We start from the raw sequence: 19110 nt of genomic DNA on the forward strand, positions 1-19110 counted from the left end.
ATGATGCTCCCTTTTTAGTGGCGGTTATAAGTCACGGGCTATATCGATATCACCAAGTTCATCAAGGTTGTCTTGTTCTATAGGATCTACTTCATCTTGCATCTCTAGTAACGTCACTGCAATCGCAACAAAATCACTATTTGTAATAATTCCCACCAATTGTTTATTTTCAAGCACAGGTAAACAACCGATTTGATGTTTTTGCATATACAGTGCCGCTTCTTTAAGGCCAGCATGGCTATCGACACTAAAAATATTACGGTTCATGCAATGTTCAAGTAAAGCTTCTAACGGTGAATGTGAGTGACTGGCGATAATGGATTTTAAATTAGAGTCTTGAGCGGCAAGGACATCTCGTTGAGAAATTAATCCCAGTAAGTGATGATTATCGTCAGTAATGGGGATATGACGAATAGACTGGGTTTGCATCATTTCTTTGGCATCAAATAAGGTGTCATTGCGTGACAATGTATGCGGCTTTAGTGTCATCATATCGGCAACAGTAAACATAGAAACCTCCGTCTTTTATCTAATCGCTAAGATATTATTTTGTAATTGACTCTTTTGAATGTAGCGAATTATGGAAGATTATCCCATGACAGTGGTCATAAATTTCACATGTTAGTAATGATTAAACATCATCTATTATGACTCAATAAAGGTAACGTAGATTATTTAGGAACAATGGTGGCATCGAAAATAGGCATTAATTGCTTCGGGGTTTCGCATCTGTGGTGGAGTTAAGTATAATGTTCGCTTGCTGTTATTTAAGGCGTATTACGATGCAAGTTTCTGATTTTGATTTTGAGTTACCAGATGAGCTAATTGCTCGCTATCCACAACCTGAGCGTACCGCGAGTCGTTTGCTACATATGACAGGCAATACGGGTGAATTAGCACATAAAGGTTTTAAAGATGTGTTAGATCTGGTTGAGGCTGGGGACTTATTGGTTTTTAATAATACCCGTGTTATTCCTGCGCGTATGTATGGTCATAAAGCGTCTGGTGGTAAAATTGAAGTGTTAGTTGAGCGAATGCTGGATGATAAATCCATTCTTGCTCATGTTCGCGCATCTAAACCACCAAAGCCTGGTATGGAATTGTTACTAGGTGAGCATGGTGAGTTTTCTGCGGTAATGGTTGCTCGCCACGATACGTTATTTGAAATTCATTTTAACAGCGATAAAACCGTCTTAGAGATTTTAGATCAGGTGGGGCATATGCCATTACCACCATACATAGATCGTCCAGATGAAGATGCAGATAAAGAGCGTTACCAAACGGTTTATAACGCTAAACCTGGCGCGGTGGCTGCACCGACGGCTGGCTTGCATTTTGACGAGAAGCTGATGGCTGATCTAAAAGCGAAAGGCGTTAATTTTGCATTTGTGACCTTGCATGTTGGTGCGGGAACATTCCAGCCAGTACGTGTTGATGATATTAACGATCACCACATGCATTCAGAATATGTTGAAGTGCCTGAAGAGGTTGTTACTGCGGTTAATGAAACCCGCGCTAATGGCGGTCGTATCATTGCGGTCGGTACGACATCTGTGCGCTCACTAGAAAGTGCAGCACAAGATGCAATTCAGAAGGGCACTGAGCTAAAACCTTTCTTTGGTGATACGGAAATTTTTATTTTCCCTGGGTATCAATTCCAGTTAGTAGATGTATTAATTACTAATTTCCATCTACCTGAATCGACACTGATTATGCTAGTGAGTGCATTTGCTAGTTATGAGTACACCATGAATGCTTATCATCAAGCAGTGGCTAATCAATATCGTTTCTTTAGTTATGGCGACTCGATGTTTATTACCCGTAAAAATGTGTGATATCGATAACGTTAACACTTATTAAAAATTAAGTATTTAGGCTGCTTTTTGTTACAATTGCAGCCTTTGTTGTCTCTGCTATATGATATAAATTTATTTCTGTAGCATTTACAACATAATAAATACTTTTTTGCTCCAGTTTATCGTTACGGTTATTTAGAGTAACGCTAATGTTGTGAGCGACAATGGCCGTTATTAACGGCCATTATTTTTGTGGCTGATCAGGCAATAGCCTGTGGGGCTTAATCCCATGATGGGAATATCGTCAGATTGTTTCTCTGGCTTTTGGAGGTCTTGTGAAATTTGAATTAGATAAAACTCAAGGTCGCGCACGTCGCGGTCGCTTGCAGTTTGAACGTGGTACGGTGGAAACGCCAGCATTTATGCCAGTAGGTACTTACGGTACTGTTAAAGGCATGACACCTGAAGAAGTTGCAGAAACAGGTGCACAAATCATTCTTGGTAATACGTTCCACTTGTGGTTACGTCCTGGCCAAGAAGTGATGAAGATGCACGGTGACTTGCATGACTTTATGCAATGGAAAGGCCCTATCCTAACCGATTCAGGTGGCTTCCAAGTATTTAGTCTGGGTGCATTACGTAAAATCACTGAAGAGGGCGTACATTTCCGTAACCCTGTAAACGGTGACAGAATTTTCATGGACGCTGAAAAGTCGATGGAAATTCAAAAAGATCTTGGTTCTGATATCGTGATGATCTTTGACGAATGTACGCCATACCCTGCGACTCATGATGAAGCTAAGAAGTCGATGGAGATGTCTCTTCGTTGGGCTCAGCGTAGTCGTAACCACTTTAATGAACTTGAAAATAAAAATGCCTTATTTGGTATTGTTCAAGGTGGTGTATATGAAGATCTACGTGATGTTTCAGTTGAAGGTTTAACCAACATTGGTTTTGATGGTTATGCGGTTGGCGGTTTGGCAGTTGGTGAGCCAAAAGAAGATATGCACCGTATTCTTGAGCATACTTGTCCAAAATTACCAGCAGACAAGCCCCGTTACCTTATGGGTGTCGGCAAGCCAGAAGATCTTGTTGAAGGTGTACGTCGCGGTATCGACATGTTTGACTGTGTAATGCCGACGCGAAATGCTCGAAATGCACACTTGTTTGTGACTGGCGGTGTGATCAAGATCCGTAATGCGAAACATAAAATAGATACTACATCACTAGATCCTGAGTGTGACTGTTACACTTGTAAAAATTATTCAAAAGCGTATTTGTATCATCTAGATAAATGTAACGAAATTCTAGGTGCACGCTTAAATACAATCCATAATTTACGTTACTACCAGCGTTTGATGGCAAGTATCCGTAAAGCGATTGACGAAGATCGTTTCGATGCATTTGTAGAAGAATTCTATGCGCGTCGTGATCGTGAAGTTCCACCATTTCAAATTGTATAAATCATAATAAATCGAGGACGTTATAAATGAGCTTTTTTATCTCTCAAGCAAATGCTGCAACTGAAGGTGCATCTGCAGGTGGTTCACCATACCAGTTATTCATTATGCTGGGTCTGTTTGCTGTAATTTTTTACTTCATGATTTACCGTCCACAAGCTAAGCGTGTTAAAGAACACAAAACGCTAATGAGCTCGATGGGTAAAGGCGATGAAGTAATGACAAATGGTGGTCTTTTAGGTCGTATTACAAAGTCTTCATCTGAAAGTGATTACATTGTTATTGCGCTAAACGACAATACTGAAGTGACTATTAAAAAAGACTTCATTACCGCCGTTTTGCCAAAAGGCACAATGAAGTCTTTATAAGACTATAAAAAACATTCGCTTTGAAGGATCATAGCAGTGCTTAACCGATACCCTCTGTGGAAGAACTTGTTAGTGTTGTTCGCGCTAATTATAGGTTTGCTTTATGCACTTCCCAACGTATACGGTGAAGATCCAGCGATTCAAATAACTGGGGCGCGTGGCGCCTCAGTTACTATGACCGCTTTGGATACTGTCACCGAAGATTTAAAAAAGAACAATATCCCCTATAAATCAGTTGTATTTGAAAATGGCTCTATATTGGTCCGTTTTAAAGATACTGATATTCAAATTAGTGCCCGCGATATTCTTAATAGTGAGTTAGGCGACAAATATATTGTTGCACTCAATCTTGCACCCTCAACACCCTCTTGGTTAGAAGCTATTGGTGCTACACCGATGAAGCTTGGCTTAGACTTGCGTGGTGGTGTTCATTTCCTTATGGAAGTGGATATGGATGCAGCGATGGAAAAGCTATTAGGTCAGCAAGAAGAAACATTCAGAACTGAACTACGCCAAGATAAAATTCGTTATCGTGCCATTGATAAAAGTAAAGAAACGGTTTCTATACGTTTACGTGATGCCGCTCAACTTGAGCAGGCAAAAGCGGTATTAGAGCCTCTTCATCCCGATATGATCTTTACTGAAAGTGACGCGAAAGGACGTTTTGTATTAATCGCTAGTTTCTCTGAAGCCCGCCTTCATGAAATTCGTAATTATGCTGTTGATCAAAATATTACGATTTTACGTAACCGTGTTAATGAATTAGGCGTTGCCGAACCATTAGTACAACGCCAAGGTGCTAACCGGATTGTGGTTGAGCTACCGGGTGTTCAAGATACTGCGCGTGCTAAAGAAATTTTAGGTGCAACAGCAACGCTTGAGTTCCGTGAAGTTGATAGTAATGCTGATCTTGCGGCCGCTGCTGCGGGACGAGTTCCTGCGGGCAGTGAAGTTAAGATGACCCGTGATGGTCGTCCTGCGGTATTGAAAAAGCGTATTATTCTGGCGGGTTCTCATATTACAGATGCGACATCAAGTGCTGATGAATATGGACGTCCTCAGGTGAATATTTCGCTTGATACCGAAGGCGGTAGCAAAATGACGGCGTTCTCACGTAATAACGTTGGCAAATTAATGGCCACCATATTTACTGAGTACAAAGACAGCGGTAATCGTAGCTCTGAAGGTAAAGTCATTCTTGAAAAACACGAAGAAGTGATTAACCAAGCGACCATTCAAACGGCACTTGGACGTAACTTCCGTATTACAGGTATTGATTCACAGCCAGAAGCGCACAACCTTGCATTGTTATTACGTGCAGGTGCGTTGATTGCACCGATTTCAATTGTTGAAGAGCGCACCATTGGTCCATCTATGGGTCAACAAAATATCGATATGGGTATTCAGGCGTGTATCTGGGGCATGGTCGCTGTAATGCTATTTACCTTATTGTATTACCGTGGTTTTGGTTTGATCGCGAACTTAGCATTGATGATGAACCTAGTGTTAATTATTGGCATAATGTCGATGATTCCTGGTGCAACCATGACGTTGCCAGGTATTGCCGGGATTGTATTAACCGTAGGTATGGCCGTTGATGCTAACGTGCTTATCTTTGAACGTATTCGTGAAGAGTTACGTGATGGGCGAAGTCCTCAGCAAGCGATTCAACAAGGTTATGCCAATGCGTTTAGTACCATTGCTGATGCCAATATCACCACCTTAATGACAGCGATTATTTTGTTTGCTGTTGGCACAGGTGCAATTAAAGGTTTTGCAGTGACATTATCGATCGGTATTTTGACGTCGATGTTTACTGCGATTGTCGGTACTCGTGCTGTGGTTAACTTAGTCTATGGCGGTAAACGCGTAGATAAGTTGTCAATTTAGGAGGACGCATAAATGAAACAATTATTGAATACAGATAAAGTTACTGACTTTATGCGTTGGTCAAAGTTAGCGTTTATTTTCTCGTTAATGATGATTATTGCTTCTATTGCGACAATATCAACCAAAGGATTGAATTGGGGCTTAGACTTTACTGGCGGTACGCTAATTGAAGTGAGCTTTAAAAATCCGGCGGATTTACCATTAATTCGAGAATCATTAGCAGAGTCAGGTTTTGGCGATGCAATTGTGCAGAATTTTGGTACTGCACGCGATGTTATGGTACGACTACAACCTCGTGATGGTATTAAAGGCGAAGTTCTGGGCAACCAGATCATTGATGCTTTAAAAACCGGAACCGGTCAGCAAGTTGAAATGCGCCGAGTGGAATTTGTTGGTCCTAATGTGGGCGATGAATTGGCAGAAGCGGGTGGCTTAGCAATTTTAATTGCACTACTTTGTATTCTACTTTATGTCTCGGTGCGTTTTGAATGGCGTCTAGCAGCTGGTGCGGTGTTATCGTTAGCACACGACATTATCATTACCGTTGGTATTTTTTCGATATTACAAATTGAAGTTGATTTAACTATTGTGGCAGCATTGCTAACAGTAGTGGGTTACTCACTTAACGATACCATCGTGGTGTTTGACCGTATTCGAGAAAACTTCCGTAAGATGCGTAAGCAAACGGCTGGAGAAATTATGAACTGTTCACTTTCTCAAACATTAAGTCGAACATTAATTACTTCCAGTACCACCTTGTTTGTTGTGATTGCTTTGTTCTTAAAAGGCGGTGCGATGATTCAAGGTTTTGCATTAGCTTTATTGCTGGGTATTACTATCGGTACGTATTCTTCAATCTATGTGGCATCAGCGTTAGCGCTTAAATTGGGTATTACCCGAGAGCACTTAATGCCAACGCCAATCGATAAAGAAGGCGAAGAACTTGATGCTATGCCTTAACGATAACGCATAAATAGGTGTTGGAATAAACCTTTAAATAGACGGAGTCTTCGGGCTCCGTTTTTTATGTGGAAAGAATAATAATTGTAGTAACCATATGATTTAATTTTATATATTTTTTCGTTGTGTTTTACGTGAGGTTATCAATAAAAGAGGGATTTGAATGAAAATTTGGGGTGAAAAGAGTCACGAGTAGAAAGTGTGTGGGTATTTGTGGATAAGGCGAAATAACACAGAGGTTGATGATGTTGATAGTGATAGAAACAAAAACGCCCTGCTGGTGGAAATCAGCAGGGCGTTTTTATTTGCGGGTAGTAATCAAAGATTACTTAGCCAGAGCATCGCTACCGAATTCACGGATTTTAGCAAGCATTGGCTTAACTACACGTGCGTTACCAGCAACAATGTTGCCAGATACTAGGTAGTTAGTGTTACCCGTAAAGTCAGCACAGATAGCACCAGCTTCACGCGCGATTAATTCACCAGCAGCAAGTTCCCAAGGCTTTTGGCCTAGTTTGAACACACCATCAACACGGCCAGCAGCTAGGTAACAAAGATCCAATGCAGTACAACCTGATTGACGCATGTCATCACATTCTACAAATAAAGCATTTTGGATTTTTAGGTAGCTTTCAGCGTGTTGCTTAGCAGCAAAAGGAAGACCAGTTGCTAAAACAGTACCTGTTAGATCACGAGGCTGTGTTACACGTAGGCGAAGGCTGTTAAGTTGCGCGCCTGAACCACGAGTAGCTGTAAATAGTTCGTTACGAGCTGGGTCGTAAACTGCAGCAACTTCTGTACGGCCACGCATACGTAGAGCGATAGAAATTGCATAGTGAGGGTAACCGCGAACAAAGTTCATGGTGCCATCCACTGGGTCAATAATCCACTGACACTCTTTGTCACGTCCTTCTTTCGTACCAGACTCAGCTGCAAGAATACAGTGTTCAGGGTAAGATTTACGGATTGTCTCGATGATGATAGCTTCTGCTTCAAGATCGATATTGGTAACAACATCATTACCTTTATTAGCAACCTCAATAGATTGAGGTTTTTCTAGAGATTTAATGACATGGTCACCAGCCTTTCGCACAGCGCGAATGGCAATATTAAGCATCGGATGCATAGGATTTTCCCAACGGATGTTAAAGAACATAAAAAGCGGCGGCGAGTATAACAGAGCTATAAAAAAAAGGAAGTGGTTATTTTTTCGACATTAGCGGATGTGGAAAAAACGAAAATAGCGCAATTTTATTTATTGATGGAAGTAATAGGTAATAACGTTCATCAAATAGACATGTTTTCTTCATTTTTGTGATGGCTGTGCTACTATCTCTGAGCGTTAAATTAGACTGGAATATAGCAACATCATGTTAGATAAAATTCGCGTTGTCCTCATCGGCACGTCACACCCTGGAAATATCGGTTCAGCTGCTCGCGCAATGAAAGTAATGGGGTTAACCAACCTTGTTCTTGTTGATCCCGCGTGCGAAATTGATAGTCATACAATTGCTTTAGCGGCAGGTGCTGCAGATGTAGTTGAGAACGCTAAGATTGTAAAAACATTAGATGAAGCCGTTGCTGATTGCGGTTTAGTTGTTGGTTCAAGTGCACGTTCTCGCACTTTAGAATGGCCACAATTAGATCCACGTGAAAATGGCATTAAAGTGGTCGCTGAATCAGAGCAGCATCCAGTAGCCATTTTATTTGGTCGTGAACGTATCGGCCTCACCAATGAAGAATTACAAAAATGTCATTGCCATGTTTATATTCCGGCAAATCCTGAATATAGCTCATTGAATTTAGCGATGGCAGTACAAACAATAACTTATGAAGTTCGTATGGCGTATCTTAATGCGACTAAACATCAATCAACTCAAGTTATTGATGAATATCCGCGCGCCAATGAGCTTGAAATGTTTTACCAACATCTTGAAAAAGTAACCAGTCAAACTCGGTTTATTAATAAAAACCATCCTGGCATGGTGATGGTGAAATTGCGCCGTATGTTTACTCGTGCTCGCCCTGAGCAACAAGAGTTAAACATTTTACGTGGCATTTTATCATCAATAGAAAAGACAATTGAAACCTTAGAAAAGAACAATAAATAACAGTGGTCGCAAGTTAGCGAAAGACTCATTGTTTTAGTGGGTTAAATACTTGACCGATTTAGTCAGGTATGAGAGACTACTTGTATACATTCAAGTAGGTAGCCATGTTATGAAGTTGACTTCAAAAGGAAGATACGCTGTGACTGCAATGCTAGATGTAGCATTGCACTCACATAATGGACCAGTACCGTTGGCTGATATTTCAGAACGTCAAGGGATCTCACTGTCCTACCTAGAACAACTATTTTCGCGTCTTCGTAAAGCGGGCTTGGTAACAAGTGTCCGTGGTCCTGGTGGTGGTTACCGCTTGGGTGAAGATGCCAGCAATATCGCTGTCGGTATGGTTATCGCTGCGGTTGATGAATCAGTTGATGCAACTAAGTGCCAAGGGAAAGGCGGCTGCCAAGGCGGAGTGCGCTGTTTAACTCACACTCTATGGCATGATTTAAGTGATCGTATCAGCGGATTTTTGAATAACATCACTCTTGGTGAGTTGATGAAGGATAATGATGTACAAGTTATTGCTGATCGTCAGGATGTAATTCTACGCAGTAATAATCAACCATCATTTGCAAATAAAAAATCACACGACAGCGCCCCTATCGGTGTCGATGTCCGCTCCTAGAGACCAGACGTTCGTGTTTTCGGAGAAGAAAATGAAACTGCCAATATATTTTGATTACTCTGCAACTTGCCCGGTAGATCCTCGTGTTGCTGAGAAAATGGTTCAGTGTTTAACTATGGATGGTACGTTTGGTAATCCAGCGTCACGTTCACATCGTTATGGCTGGCAAGCTGAAGAAGCAGTTGATGCTGCTCGTGAGTATATTGCCGAGTTAGTTAATGCTGATCCACGTGAAATTGTCTTTACATCAGGTGCGACTGAGTCTGATAACCTTGCGATTAAAGGTGCTGCGCATTTCTATCACAAGAAAGGCAAGCATGTTATTACGTGTAAAACTGAGCACAAAGCGGTTCTTGACCCATGTCGTCAATTAGAGCGTGAAGGTTATGAGGTAACTTACCTTGAGCCTGAATCAAATGGTCTTGTTGATTTAGCAAAACTACGCGACGCAATGCGTGAAGATACTGTGCTGGTTTCTATTATGCATGTGAATAATGAAATTGGTGTTATTCAAGATATTGCAGCAATTGGTGAACTTTGTCGTGAAAACAAGACTGTTTTCCATGTTGATGCGGCACAATCAGCGGGTAAATTACCGATTGATGTGCAAACAACGAAAGTTGATTTGATTTCATTTTCAGCGCATAAAATTTACGGTCCTAAAGGTATTGGTGCACTGTATGTGCGTCGTAAGCCTCGTATTCGTCTTGAAGCACAAATGCACGGTGGCGGCCATGAACGTGGTTTCCGCTCTGGTACTTTACCGACTCACCAAATTGTCGGTATGGGCGAAGCATTCCGCATCGCTAAGCTTGAGATGGCACACGATTACCAACACGCTGTTGATATGCGTGAGCGTCTACTAAAAGGCCTTGAAGGCATCGAAGAGATGTCAATCAATGGTGATATGGAACACCGCATTCCGACTAATCTAAATATTAGTTTTGCGTTTGTTGAAGGCGAGTCATTGCTAATGGCATTGAAAGATCTTGCTGTATCATCAGGTTCTGCATGTACATCAGCGAGCTTAGAGCCATCATATGTATTACGTGCATTAGGCCTTAATGATGAACTAGCACATAGTTCAATTCGTTTCTCTTTTGGTCGTTTTACTACCGCTGAAGAAATTGATTATGCTGTTGTTCAAATTAAACAAGCAGTAGATAAGCTACGTGCAATGTCACCTCTTTGGGATATGTTCAAAGAAGGCATTGATTTAAATACAGTTGAGTGGGCACACCACTAATCTGCGGTTAGACATTATTCGAGGAAATTTATCATGGCATATAGTGAAAAAGTCATCGATCATTATGAAAATCCGCGTAACGTGGGTTCATTTGACAACGACGATAAAAGCATTGGTAGCGGTATGGTGGGTGCACCAGCCTGTGGCGATGTAATGAAGCTTCAGATTAAAGTATCTGAAGATGGCATTATTGAAGATGCAAAGTTTAAAACATATGGTTGTGGTTCTGCTATCGCATCAAGTTCACTGATCACCGAATGGGTGAAAGGTAAAACATTAGACGAAGCAGCATCAATCAAGAACTCTGCGATTGCAGAAGAGCTTGAGTTACCACCGGTTAAAGTTCACTGTTCAATTCTTGCAGAAGATGCAATTAAAGCAGCAGTTAGCGATTATAAAAAGAAACACGAACAAAAATAATTTCTGAGGTTTGAAGTATGGCCATTACTATCACTGAAGCGGCAGCTAGTCGCGTATCGACTTTTTTAGCTAATCGAGGCAAAGGCATTGGTTTACGCCTCGGGGTTCGCACTTCAGGGTGTTCGGGTATGGCGTATATCCTTGAGTTCGTCGATGATCTTGACGAAGGGGATCAAGTCTTTGAAGAGCAAGGTGTAAAGATTATTGTTGATGCCAAAAGCATGGTTTACCTTGATGGTACTGAGCTTGATTTCGCCAAAGAAGGCCTTAATGAAGGTTTTCAATTTAATAACCCTAACGTGTCGAGCGAATGTGGTTGTGGTGAAAGCTTCAACGTATAATTGCTTATAGCGTTTTATTAAACCTGGCTGCTGGCCGCCATTATGGCGAGTGAGTTGTCAGGTTTATTTTTTATCTCTGGTTGCGATTATGAATCATTTCGAATTATTTGGATTACCGTTTCAATTTGATGTTGATGGCGGTTTATTAGCAACACAATTCCGTGAGTTACAGCGTCGATTCCATCCTGATAACTTTGCAACTGCATCTGAGCGTGACCGATTATTATCGGTACAAAAAGCAGCTCAGATTAATGATGCCTTTCAAACGTTAAAAAATCCTGTCTCTCGTGCTGAATATATGCTTGCTGAACGCGATGAAGATATTCGTGGAGAGCAAAAGACCCTCCAAGACATGGATTTCTTGATGCAGCAAATGGAACTGCGCGAAGCACTCGAAGTTATTTCTGATTCAGCTAATCCTGAAGCGGCTTTGTTTGATTTTGAACAACAGGCCACTGCTATGTATCAGGCAAAGTTGGATCAATTGGCCGAGTTATTGAGCCAAGAAAATTGGAGTGAAGCTGCTGACGCAGTACGTAAGTTAAAGTTTATTGTTAAGTTGCGTGATGAAGTCGAACGTCTTGAAGAATCATTATTCGACTAATCAGCACTTGCGTTATTTAGACAGGAACGATAATGGCATTTTTACAGATTTCCGAACCCGGTCAAAGTGCAGCACCGCATCAACAAAAATTAGCGGTTGGCATTGATTTAGGGACGACAAACTCATTAGTAGCTACCGTTCGTAGCGGCGTTGCAGAAACATTGAAAGATGCTGAAGGACGTTCAATTTTACCCTCAGTGGTTCATTATGCTGAGAAGCATATAATTACCGGTGACGCTGCACGTGCGTATGCACAACGGGATCCTGTCAATACGATCCTATCGGTAAAGCGTCTGATGGGACGTTCATTGGTTGATATTGAGCAGCGTTATCCGCAATTACCTTATCAATTTACCGCATCAGTAAATGGTTTACCTCAGCTTGTTACCCGTCAGGGAACGATGAACCCAGTGCAGGTATCGGCTGAAATTTTAAAATCATTAAGTCAGCGTGCAGTAGAAAGTTTAGGTGGTGACCTTGAAGGGGTTGTGATCACCGTTCCTGCTTATTTTGATGATGCACAACGTGCGGGCACCAAAGATGCCGCTAAGTTAGCGAATCTAAATGTTTTGCGCTTACTTAATGAACCAACAGCTGCCGCTATTGCTTATGGTCTCGATTCGGGTCAAGAAGGTGTTATTGCTGTTTATGATCTTGGTGGCGGTACGTTTGATATTTCGATTTTACGTCTATCAAAAGGCGTATTTGAAGTGCTTGCGACCGGTGGTGATTCTGCATTAGGCGGTGATGATTTTGATCAGCTGATTGCTGACTGGGTCTTACTTCAAGCGGAATTAGTCGAGACACTAACCCCACAACAACGCCGTGAATTACAAGATGCTGCTCAACAAGCGAAAGTGGCATTGAGTGATGCTGATAGCGTGACAATGAATGTATTAGGTTGGCAGGGTGAAATTACTCGTGACCAATTCAATGCGTTAGTTACGCCATTAATAAAGAAAACATTATTTTCCTGTCGTCGCGCATTAAAAGATGCAGATATCACTATTGATGATGTGATTGAAACAGTCATGGTTGGCGGTTCAACTCGTGTCCCGTTAGTTCGTGAATTGGTGGGAACCTTCTTTGGTAAAACGCCATTAACCACTATCGATCCTGATCAAGTGGTTGCTATCGGTGCTGCTATTCAAGCCGATATTCTGGTGGGTAATAAACCCGATGCAGATATGTTGCTATTAGATGTGATTCCATTGTCGTTAGGCATTGAAACCATGGGTGGCATGATCGAAAAAATTATTCCACGTAATACCACGCTACCTGTTGCTCGCGCACAAGAATTTACTACGTTCAAAGATGGTCAAACAGCAATGTCTGTTCACATCGTTCAAGGTGAGCGTGAGATGGTGAGCGATTGCCGCTCATTAGCTCGATTTACTTTACGTGGTATTCCACCAATGGCCGCTGGAGCCGCACATATTCGTGTGACTTACCAAGTTGATGCTGATGGCTTATTGTCGGTAATGGCAATGGAAAAAAGCAGTGGTGTACAATCATCGATTCAAGTGAAGCCATCTTATGGTCTTTCTGATGATGAAATTGCAACTATGCTCCGCGATTCAATGACATTTGCTCAAGATGACAAAGATGCACGTGCATTAGCGGAACAACAAGTAGAAGCCGATCGTGTACTTGAAGCGCTAATTGCTGCGTTAACAGTAGACGGTGAAACCTTGTTAACGGCTCAAGAACGCGAAGAATTAGAAACTGTAATGATGGAACTGGTTCAATTACGTCAGAGTGGCGACGCTCGTACCATTGAAGCCGGAATTAAGAAAACTGATAAGGCCAGCCAAGAATTTGCGTCACGTCGAATGGATCAATCTATTCGTCAAGCGTTAGCTGGTCAGTCTATTGATGAGGTTTAGGCATGCCTAAGATTATAATTTTACCTAATGAAGAACATTGTCCAGAAGGCGCAATTTTAGAAGCGCAACCTGGCGAAACTATCCTAGATGTTGCATTGCGCAATGGTATTGAAATTGAGCATGCATGTGAAAAATCTTGTGCGTGTACTACCTGCCATGTTGTCGTTCGTGAAGGGTTTGATTCTCTTAAAGAGAGTGATGAACTTGAAGATGACATGCTAGATAAAGCATGGGGACTTGAGCCTGAATCTCGTCTAAGTTGTCAGGCAAGGGTTGCTAATGAGGATTTAGTTGTCGATATTCCACGCTATACCGTCAATCTTGCTTCTGAAGCCCAATAATTAACTATTAAGATAGGTCGCCATGATGGTGGCCTATTTTTTTACCTATTAATTAAGGTTATAGCCACTTATTCGAGTTACGGTTAGATTATTATTTTCTATTCAAAAATTGAGGATTTATTATGAGTTTACAATGGATTGATTCACGTGATATTGCCATTGAATTGATTGAACTATATCCGACAGTTGATCCAACCCAAGTGCGGTTTACCGATCTAAGAGATTGGATCATCGCTCTGGATGAATTTGACGATGAAATTGATCACTGTAATGAGAAAATTTTAGAAGCAGTGCAAATGTGCTGGATTGATGAACAATAATTGCAACCACCAAAAAGCCTGTTTTATTGTTGCCTCGCAAGGGTGATGGGCATAGTCTTATTAGTTATAAAAAATAGTATAACAATGACGCAGTAATCAGCTTTATTTAATGGCTTTGGCTGTGTGGTATTTATCAAGGAGTTTATCAATGTCTACCATGATGTCAGTATTTCTTTCTCATCACGTTGCGGATAGTCACTGGGGTGCAAATGCACTAGTGAGTTTTAATGCCGAAGGAACCATCATTCATGTCACTGTAAGCGATATGTTAGGTGATATTCAACGTGCAGGCCGTCGTTTAGATTCACAAGGCATTAAGCAGGTTACCCTGACAGGATCAGAGTGGGATCTCGCTGCGATTTGGGCATTCTTACAAGGTTACCGTAATCCTAAAGTTGATAATAATGTGACTTGGGAAGCGTTGAATGAAGCCGATGAGGCTGAGCTACAAGCACGCATTAAAACCATTCATTGGGTGTGTGATATTATCAATCAACCTGCTGATGTGGTTGCGCCTTCACAACTTGCAGCTCGTGCTGCTGAGTTTATTAAGTCATTAGCACCTGAATATGTGACGTATAAAATCATTAAAGGTAATGACCTATTGGATGAAGGCTGGAATGGCATTCATGCTGTCGGTCGTGGTTCAGATCACCGTCCAGCGATGCTACGTTTAGATTACAATCCTACTGGTGATGTTGATGCGCCAGTTTTTGCTTGTATTGTTGGTAAAGGTATTACTTTTGATTCAGGCGGTTATAGCATTAAGCCTTCTACGGGTATGGCAACAATGAAAGCCGATATGGGTGGCGCAGCATTAGCTACGGGTGGTTTAGCATTGGCAATGGCGCGTGGACTTAATAAGCGGATTAAATTAGTTCTATGCTGTGCTGAAAATATGATTTCAGGCCGTGCATTAAAATTAGGCGATATCATTAAATATAAAAATGGTAAAACCGTTGAAGTGTTAAATACTGATGCCGAAGGACGATTAGTACTAGCTGATGGTCTGATGTATGCCAATAGCCAACACCCTGAGTTGATCATTGATTGTGCGACATTAACAGGCTCTGCAAAAATGGCGTTAGGTAATGACTACCATGCATTATTGAGTTTCGATCCTATCTTATCTCGTCAGGCATTAGCAGCGGCAGAACATGAAGGTGAAGGTATGTGGCCACTGCCTTTAGCTGAGATTCATCGTAAAATGTTACCCTCAAATTTTGCTGATTTAGCCAATATTTCTAATGGTGATTTTATGCCAGGAGCAAGTACTGCTGCGGCATTCTTGTCATATTTTGTTGATGATTATCAGCAAGGCTGGATGCATATTGATGCCAGTGGTACTTACCGTAAGAGCGGTAATGATCAGTGGGCGGCAGGTGCAACAGGTATGGGTGTTAAAACCTTAGCCCGTATTCTCGCTCAATAATATATAGCAATAATAGTAAGCCTTCTTAATGATTTTGTTTCTAGTTAAAATCGTATAAGAGGGCTTTTTTTATATTTAAATTATGTCAATTTAAATATATAGACTATAAATAAAACAAGAGGTTATCAATAATGTTGATAATAAATTTATCTAATCTACCCGCAAGTGCGCCTTGGGGCGTTAATGCCTTGATTAGTTACCAAGCTGAGAGTGTCACCGTGCATTATGACGATGCCTTTAGTTTACGTCGTATTCAACAGGCGGGTCGTCAACTTCAAGCGCAAGGTGTTGATTCAGTTAATTTAAGTGGTGATGGTTGGAATTATGAACGTCAATGGGCATTTTATTGTGGTTTTGCCGCCACAATGGAAACCGTTACCATTAAATGGGCGTCAATTGATGAAGACGAGCTTGAATTGTTAAATGCCCGTCGCTATAGCCATGATTGGGCGCGAAAGATTATCAATGCAGGCCCTGATACAGTATATCCACAACAATTAGCTAAAGCCGCCGTAAGTTTTTTAACTGAAATTGGTGGCGAACATATTAGTGCTCAAATGATTATTGGGGATGAATTACTTGCTGATGGTTGGATTGGTATTCACAGTGTTGGCCGTGGTAGCCAGCATCCACCGGTATTATTGGAAGTTGATTATAACCCAACCGCAGATCCTGATGCGCCAGTCAGTGCTTGTTTAGTGGGTAAAGGCATCACCTTTGATTCAGGCGGTTATAGCTTAAAACCGAGTGCGGGCATGGTCAGTATGAAGTGCGATATGGGTGGCGCGGCAACCGTTACTGCTGCATTAGGGTATGCCATTGCACAAGGTTTAACACAGCGGGTAAAACTTATTCTTTGTTGTGCTGAAAATATGGTTTCAGGCGATGCTTATAAGCTTGGTGATGTGCTAACGTACAGCAATGGGGTATCGGTTGAAATTGTGAATACTGATGCTGAAGGTCGATTAGTGCTAGCGGACGGCTTGTTATTAGCCTCAGCCACTAAAGCACCATTAATTATTGATGCAGCGACGTTAACGGGGGCGGCAATGATGGCGGTTGGTAGTGACTACAATGCCATTTTTGGGTTTGATAAAGCATTATTAGCCCGCGCACAACAGTTATCTGAATTGGTTAATGAGCCTGCATGGCCATTGCCGCTTGAAAAATGGCATCAAGATTACTGTCCGTCTGCGTTTGCAGATACCGCTAATAGTCGTGTTCAAAAAGGCGGTGGTATGGGCGGTGCATCTAATGCTGCAGGTTTTTTATCGCGCTTTGTCGATACTGATAATAGCGGTTGGATTCATTTCGATCTGGCTGCATGTTATCGTGATAGCGCAGATCCTCGTTGGGCGGTCGGTGCAACGGGCTTAGGTATTGCAAATATTGCAGGATTATTATTGTAAGTAATGATGCTTATCAGTGGCTACTAAGTAAATGGACGGCAACTAGACTCAAAAGGAAATTATAATAATGACAATAGAAAAAACGTTTTCAATCGTAAAGCCAGATGCTGTTAAACGAAATTTAATTGGCGTTATTTATCAACGTTTCGAAAATGCAGGGTTGAAAATTGTAGCGGCTAAAATGTTGCAGTTGACGAAAATTCAAGCTCAAGGATTTTATGCTGAGCATGAAGGTAAACCTTTCTTTGATGAATTAGTCGATTTTATGATCTCTGGCCCTGTGATGGTGCAAGTGCTTGAAGGGGAGAATGCGATTGTTCGTTATCGAGAATTGATGGGTAAAACGAATCCACAAGAAGCGGCATGTGGCACTATTCGTGCTGATTTTGCGATTAGTTTGCGTTACAACTCTGTTCATGGCTCTGATAGTCCAATATCGGCAGAACGTGAGATTGGCTACTTTTTTGCTGCTGATGAGCTATGTCCTCGCAGTGAATGATTGCGAATCGACAAAAAAACAATAAAAACCAAATACTAAAGGGAGGCTGAGGCTTCCCTTTGTTATGTTAAAAGCAAAGATTGTTACAATCACTAAAATAACCATACAGTTAACGGGTGGAAACCCGTGCCTAAAGGCTGTACAATTTCGCGCCTTAAACCCTGATAACTATGATGAGGCTGCCATTTGCAGATCTCCGAGTTATTAAAGGCGCTGCAATAGTCATTTTTAGTGAGGCACCAACCGATGACAACTGTCAAAATTAATCTGCTGGATTTCGATCGCAAAGGTCTGCGTAAATACTTTGCCGAAGAGCTAAATGAAAAGCCATTTCGAGCAGATCAGATAATGAAATGGATTTATCATTTCGGTTGTGATGACTTTGATCAAATGAATAATATTAATAAAAAATTGCGTGAAAAATTACAGCGTGTTGCTGAAATTCGTGCACCAGAGGTATCAAACGCACAATTCTCAAATGATGGCACCATCAAATGGGCAATGCGTGTGGGTGATCAAGATGTAGAAACGGTTTATATTCCTGATGAAGATCGCGCGACTTTATGTGTGTCTTCTCAAGTAGGCTGCGCACTAGAATGTAAGTTTTGTTCAACTGGCCAACAAGGTTTTAACCGTAATTTACGTGTCTCTGAGATTATTGGTCAAGTGTGGCGTGCAGCAAAAGAGATCGGTCTTCAAAAAGAAACCGGTCGTCGTCCAATTACCAATGTCGTAATGATGGGTATGGGTGAGCCACTACTAAACATGAAAAACTTAATTCCAGCATTAGAGATTATGCTTGATGATTTAGGTTTTGGTTTATCTAAGCGTCGCGTTACTGTTTCAACTTCTGGTGTTGTCTCTGGTCTAGAGCAAATGATCGGTACTATCGACGTTGCACTTGCTATTTCATTGCATGCGCCAACGGATGAATTACGTTCGCAAATTATGCCGATCAATGATCGTTGGAATATTGAAACCTTCCTTGATGCTGTGCGTCGTTATGTTGACTCAACTAACGCTAATCGTGGTCGTGTAACGATTGAATATGTGTTACTTGATCATGTTAATGATGACATGGAACATGCGCGTCAACTTGGACGTTTATTAAAAGACACACCCGCTAAAATTAATCTTATTCCATTCAATCCATACCCGGGTTCACCGTACAAAAAACCTAGTAATTCACGTATAGATCGCTTTATGAAAACTCTAATGGAGTATGATTATACGGTCACTGTACGTAAAACACGTGGTGATGATATTGATGCGGCATGTGGTCAGCTTGTCGGCGATGTAATTGATCGTACTAAGCGCACACAAGCAAAATTACCCATGGGTGAGTCTATTGCAGTTAAAACCCTTTAATTAGATTAGGCGATTATAATCACTTCGCGGTTTA

20 protein-coding genes are annotated in these 19110 nt (G+C 41.4%); 18 read left to right on the forward strand and 2 right to left on the reverse strand.

Features of this window, described 5'->3' with window-relative positions:
• Positions 1-24: 24 nt before the first annotated feature.
• Positions 25-510: a CBS domain-containing protein gene (locus tag CIK00_RS18905; RefSeq protein ID WP_101770159.1), complete on the reverse strand. Its 486-nt coding sequence runs from the start codon at positions 508-510 to the stop codon at positions 25-27.
• A 272-nt stretch (positions 511-782) separates the two neighbouring features.
• Here CIK00_RS18905 and queA point away from each other — a divergent pair, with 272 nt between their 5' ends.
• From queA to secF, 5 genes are all read left to right on the forward strand, one after another.
• A complete protein-coding gene (queA, locus tag CIK00_RS18910; protein ID WP_101770160.1) occupies positions 783-1835 on the forward strand; it encodes a tRNA preQ1(34) S-adenosylmethionine ribosyltransferase-isomerase QueA in 1053 nt (350 codons plus the stop codon).
• 296 nt (positions 1836-2131) lie between these two features.
• A complete protein-coding gene (tgt, locus tag CIK00_RS18915; protein ID WP_101770161.1) occupies positions 2132-3259 on the forward strand; it encodes a tRNA guanosine(34) transglycosylase Tgt in 1128 nt (375 codons plus the stop codon).
• Between the two features lie 26 nt (positions 3260-3285).
• Entirely contained in the window at positions 3286-3624 is a 339-nt protein-coding gene (yajC, locus tag CIK00_RS18920) for a preprotein translocase subunit YajC (RefSeq protein ID WP_101770162.1), read from the forward strand.
• A gap of 36 nt (positions 3625-3660) precedes the next feature.
• Positions 3661-5514: a protein translocase subunit SecD gene (secD, locus tag CIK00_RS18925; RefSeq protein WP_101770163.1), complete on the forward strand. Its 1854-nt coding sequence runs from the start codon at positions 3661-3663 to the stop codon at positions 5512-5514.
• Between the two features lie 12 nt (positions 5515-5526).
• Positions 5527-6474 (forward strand): protein translocase subunit SecF, encoded by a 948-nt coding sequence (gene secF, locus CIK00_RS18930; RefSeq protein WP_101770164.1) that lies wholly within the window; start codon positions 5527-5529, stop codon positions 6472-6474.
• Between the two features lie 325 nt (positions 6475-6799).
• Here the strand turns inward: secF and suhB are convergent, their stop codons facing one another.
• On the reverse strand, positions 6800-7600 hold the full coding sequence (gene suhB / locus CIK00_RS18935) for an inositol-1-monophosphatase (RefSeq protein WP_101770165.1): 801 nt from the start codon (positions 7598-7600) through the stop codon (positions 6800-6802).
• Between the two features lie 244 nt (positions 7601-7844).
• On the opposite strand from suhB, the gene trmJ reads away from it, so the two are divergent.
• The 13 genes from trmJ (at position 7845) to CIK00_RS19000 (ending at position 19076) form a co-directional block, all read left to right on the forward strand.
• The gene (trmJ, locus tag CIK00_RS18940; RefSeq protein ID WP_101770166.1) at positions 7845-8585 is read left to right on the forward strand and encodes a tRNA (cytosine(32)/uridine(32)-2'-O)-methyltransferase TrmJ; all 741 of its coding nucleotides are present in this window, start codon (positions 7845-7847) and stop codon (positions 8583-8585) included.
• A 109-nt stretch (positions 8586-8694) separates the two neighbouring features.
• On the forward strand, positions 8695-9210 hold the full coding sequence (gene iscR / locus CIK00_RS18945) for a Fe-S cluster assembly transcriptional regulator IscR (protein WP_045037132.1): 516 nt from the start codon (positions 8695-8697) through the stop codon (positions 9208-9210).
• 31 nt (positions 9211-9241) lie between these two features.
• Positions 9242-10456 (forward strand): IscS subfamily cysteine desulfurase, encoded by a 1215-nt coding sequence (locus tag CIK00_RS18950; protein WP_101770167.1) that lies wholly within the window; start codon positions 9242-9244, stop codon positions 10454-10456.
• A 33-nt stretch (positions 10457-10489) separates the two neighbouring features.
• Positions 10490-10876, forward strand: a complete 387-nt coding sequence (gene iscU, locus CIK00_RS18955) for a Fe-S cluster assembly scaffold IscU (RefSeq protein ID WP_045037130.1) — start codon at positions 10490-10492, stop codon at positions 10874-10876.
• Between the two features lie 17 nt (positions 10877-10893).
• Positions 10894-11217 (forward strand): iron-sulfur cluster assembly protein IscA, encoded by a 324-nt coding sequence (iscA, locus tag CIK00_RS18960; protein WP_036795847.1) that lies wholly within the window; start codon positions 10894-10896, stop codon positions 11215-11217.
• Positions 11218-11305: 88 nt separating this feature from the next.
• Complete coding sequence (hscB, locus tag CIK00_RS18965) at positions 11306-11821, forward strand: co-chaperone HscB (protein WP_101770168.1); 516 nt, start codon at positions 11306-11308, stop codon at positions 11819-11821.
• 32 nt (positions 11822-11853) lie between these two features.
• The gene (gene hscA / locus CIK00_RS18970; protein ID WP_101770169.1) at positions 11854-13707 is read left to right on the forward strand and encodes a Fe-S protein assembly chaperone HscA; all 1854 of its coding nucleotides are present in this window, start codon (positions 11854-11856) and stop codon (positions 13705-13707) included.
• Positions 13708-13709: 2 nt separating this feature from the next.
• The gene (fdx, locus tag CIK00_RS18975; RefSeq protein WP_101770170.1) at positions 13710-14048 is read left to right on the forward strand and encodes an ISC system 2Fe-2S type ferredoxin; all 339 of its coding nucleotides are present in this window, start codon (positions 13710-13712) and stop codon (positions 14046-14048) included.
• A 122-nt stretch (positions 14049-14170) separates the two neighbouring features.
• Positions 14171-14368: a Fe-S cluster assembly protein IscX gene (gene iscX / locus CIK00_RS18980; protein WP_045037127.1), complete on the forward strand. Its 198-nt coding sequence runs from the start codon at positions 14171-14173 to the stop codon at positions 14366-14368.
• Positions 14369-14516: 148 nt separating this feature from the next.
• Entirely contained in the window at positions 14517-15800 is a 1284-nt protein-coding gene (pepB, locus tag CIK00_RS18985; RefSeq protein WP_101770171.1) for an aminopeptidase PepB, read from the forward strand.
• Between the two features lie 131 nt (positions 15801-15931).
• A complete protein-coding gene (gene pepB, locus CIK00_RS18990; RefSeq protein ID WP_101770172.1) occupies positions 15932-17209 on the forward strand; it encodes an aminopeptidase PepB in 1278 nt (425 codons plus the stop codon).
• A 67-nt stretch (positions 17210-17276) separates the two neighbouring features.
• A complete protein-coding gene (ndk, locus tag CIK00_RS18995) occupies positions 17277-17708 on the forward strand; it encodes a nucleoside-diphosphate kinase (protein ID WP_101770173.1) in 432 nt (143 codons plus the stop codon).
• Positions 17709-17954: 246 nt separating this feature from the next.
• Positions 17955-19076 carry a bifunctional tRNA (adenosine(37)-C2)-methyltransferase TrmG/ribosomal RNA large subunit methyltransferase RlmN gene (locus CIK00_RS19000; RefSeq protein ID WP_101770174.1) on the forward strand — a complete coding sequence of 374 codons (1122 nt, stop codon included), beginning with the start codon at positions 17955-17957 and terminating at the stop codon, positions 19074-19076.
• Positions 19077-19110 lie beyond the last annotated feature (34 nt).

It is taken from the genome of Photobacterium carnosum (assembly GCF_002849605.1).
Lineage (GTDB): Bacteria > Pseudomonadota > Gammaproteobacteria > Enterobacterales > Vibrionaceae > Photobacterium > Photobacterium carnosum.

Coding starts and splice junctions, on each gene's coding strand:
- CIK00_RS18905 (WP_101770159.1), bottom strand. CDS start 510: ATGTTTACTGTTGCCGATATGATGACACTAAAGCCGCATACATTGTCA.
- queA (WP_101770160.1), top strand. CDS start 783: ATGCAAGTTTCTGATTTTGATTTTGAGTTACCAGATGAGCTAATTGCT.
- yajC (WP_101770162.1), top strand. CDS start 3,286: ATGAGCTTTTTTATCTCTCAAGCAAATGCTGCAACTGAAGGTGCATCT.
- secF (WP_101770164.1), top strand. CDS start 5,527: ATGAAACAATTATTGAATACAGATAAAGTTACTGACTTTATGCGTTGG.
- suhB (WP_101770165.1), bottom strand. CDS start 7,600: ATGCATCCGATGCTTAATATTGCCATTCGCGCTGTGCGAAAGGCTGGT.
- trmJ (WP_101770166.1), top strand. CDS start 7,845: ATGTTAGATAAAATTCGCGTTGTCCTCATCGGCACGTCACACCCTGGA.
- iscR (WP_045037132.1), top strand. CDS start 8,695: ATGAAGTTGACTTCAAAAGGAAGATACGCTGTGACTGCAATGCTAGAT.
- CIK00_RS18950 (WP_101770167.1), top strand. CDS start 9,242: ATGAAACTGCCAATATATTTTGATTACTCTGCAACTTGCCCGGTAGAT.
- iscU (WP_045037130.1), top strand. CDS start 10,490: ATGGCATATAGTGAAAAAGTCATCGATCATTATGAAAATCCGCGTAAC.
- iscA (WP_036795847.1), top strand. CDS start 10,894: ATGGCCATTACTATCACTGAAGCGGCAGCTAGTCGCGTATCGACTTTT.
- hscB (WP_101770168.1), top strand. CDS start 11,306: ATGAATCATTTCGAATTATTTGGATTACCGTTTCAATTTGATGTTGAT.
- hscA (WP_101770169.1), top strand. CDS start 11,854: ATGGCATTTTTACAGATTTCCGAACCCGGTCAAAGTGCAGCACCGCAT.
- fdx (WP_101770170.1), top strand. CDS start 13,710: ATGCCTAAGATTATAATTTTACCTAATGAAGAACATTGTCCAGAAGGC.
- iscX (WP_045037127.1), top strand. CDS start 14,171: ATGAGTTTACAATGGATTGATTCACGTGATATTGCCATTGAATTGATT.
- pepB (WP_101770171.1), top strand. CDS start 14,517: ATGTCTACCATGATGTCAGTATTTCTTTCTCATCACGTTGCGGATAGT.
- pepB (WP_101770172.1), top strand. CDS start 15,932: ATGTTGATAATAAATTTATCTAATCTACCCGCAAGTGCGCCTTGGGGC.
- ndk (WP_101770173.1), top strand. CDS start 17,277: ATGACAATAGAAAAAACGTTTTCAATCGTAAAGCCAGATGCTGTTAAA.
- CIK00_RS19000 (WP_101770174.1), top strand. CDS start 17,955: ATGACAACTGTCAAAATTAATCTGCTGGATTTCGATCGCAAAGGTCTG.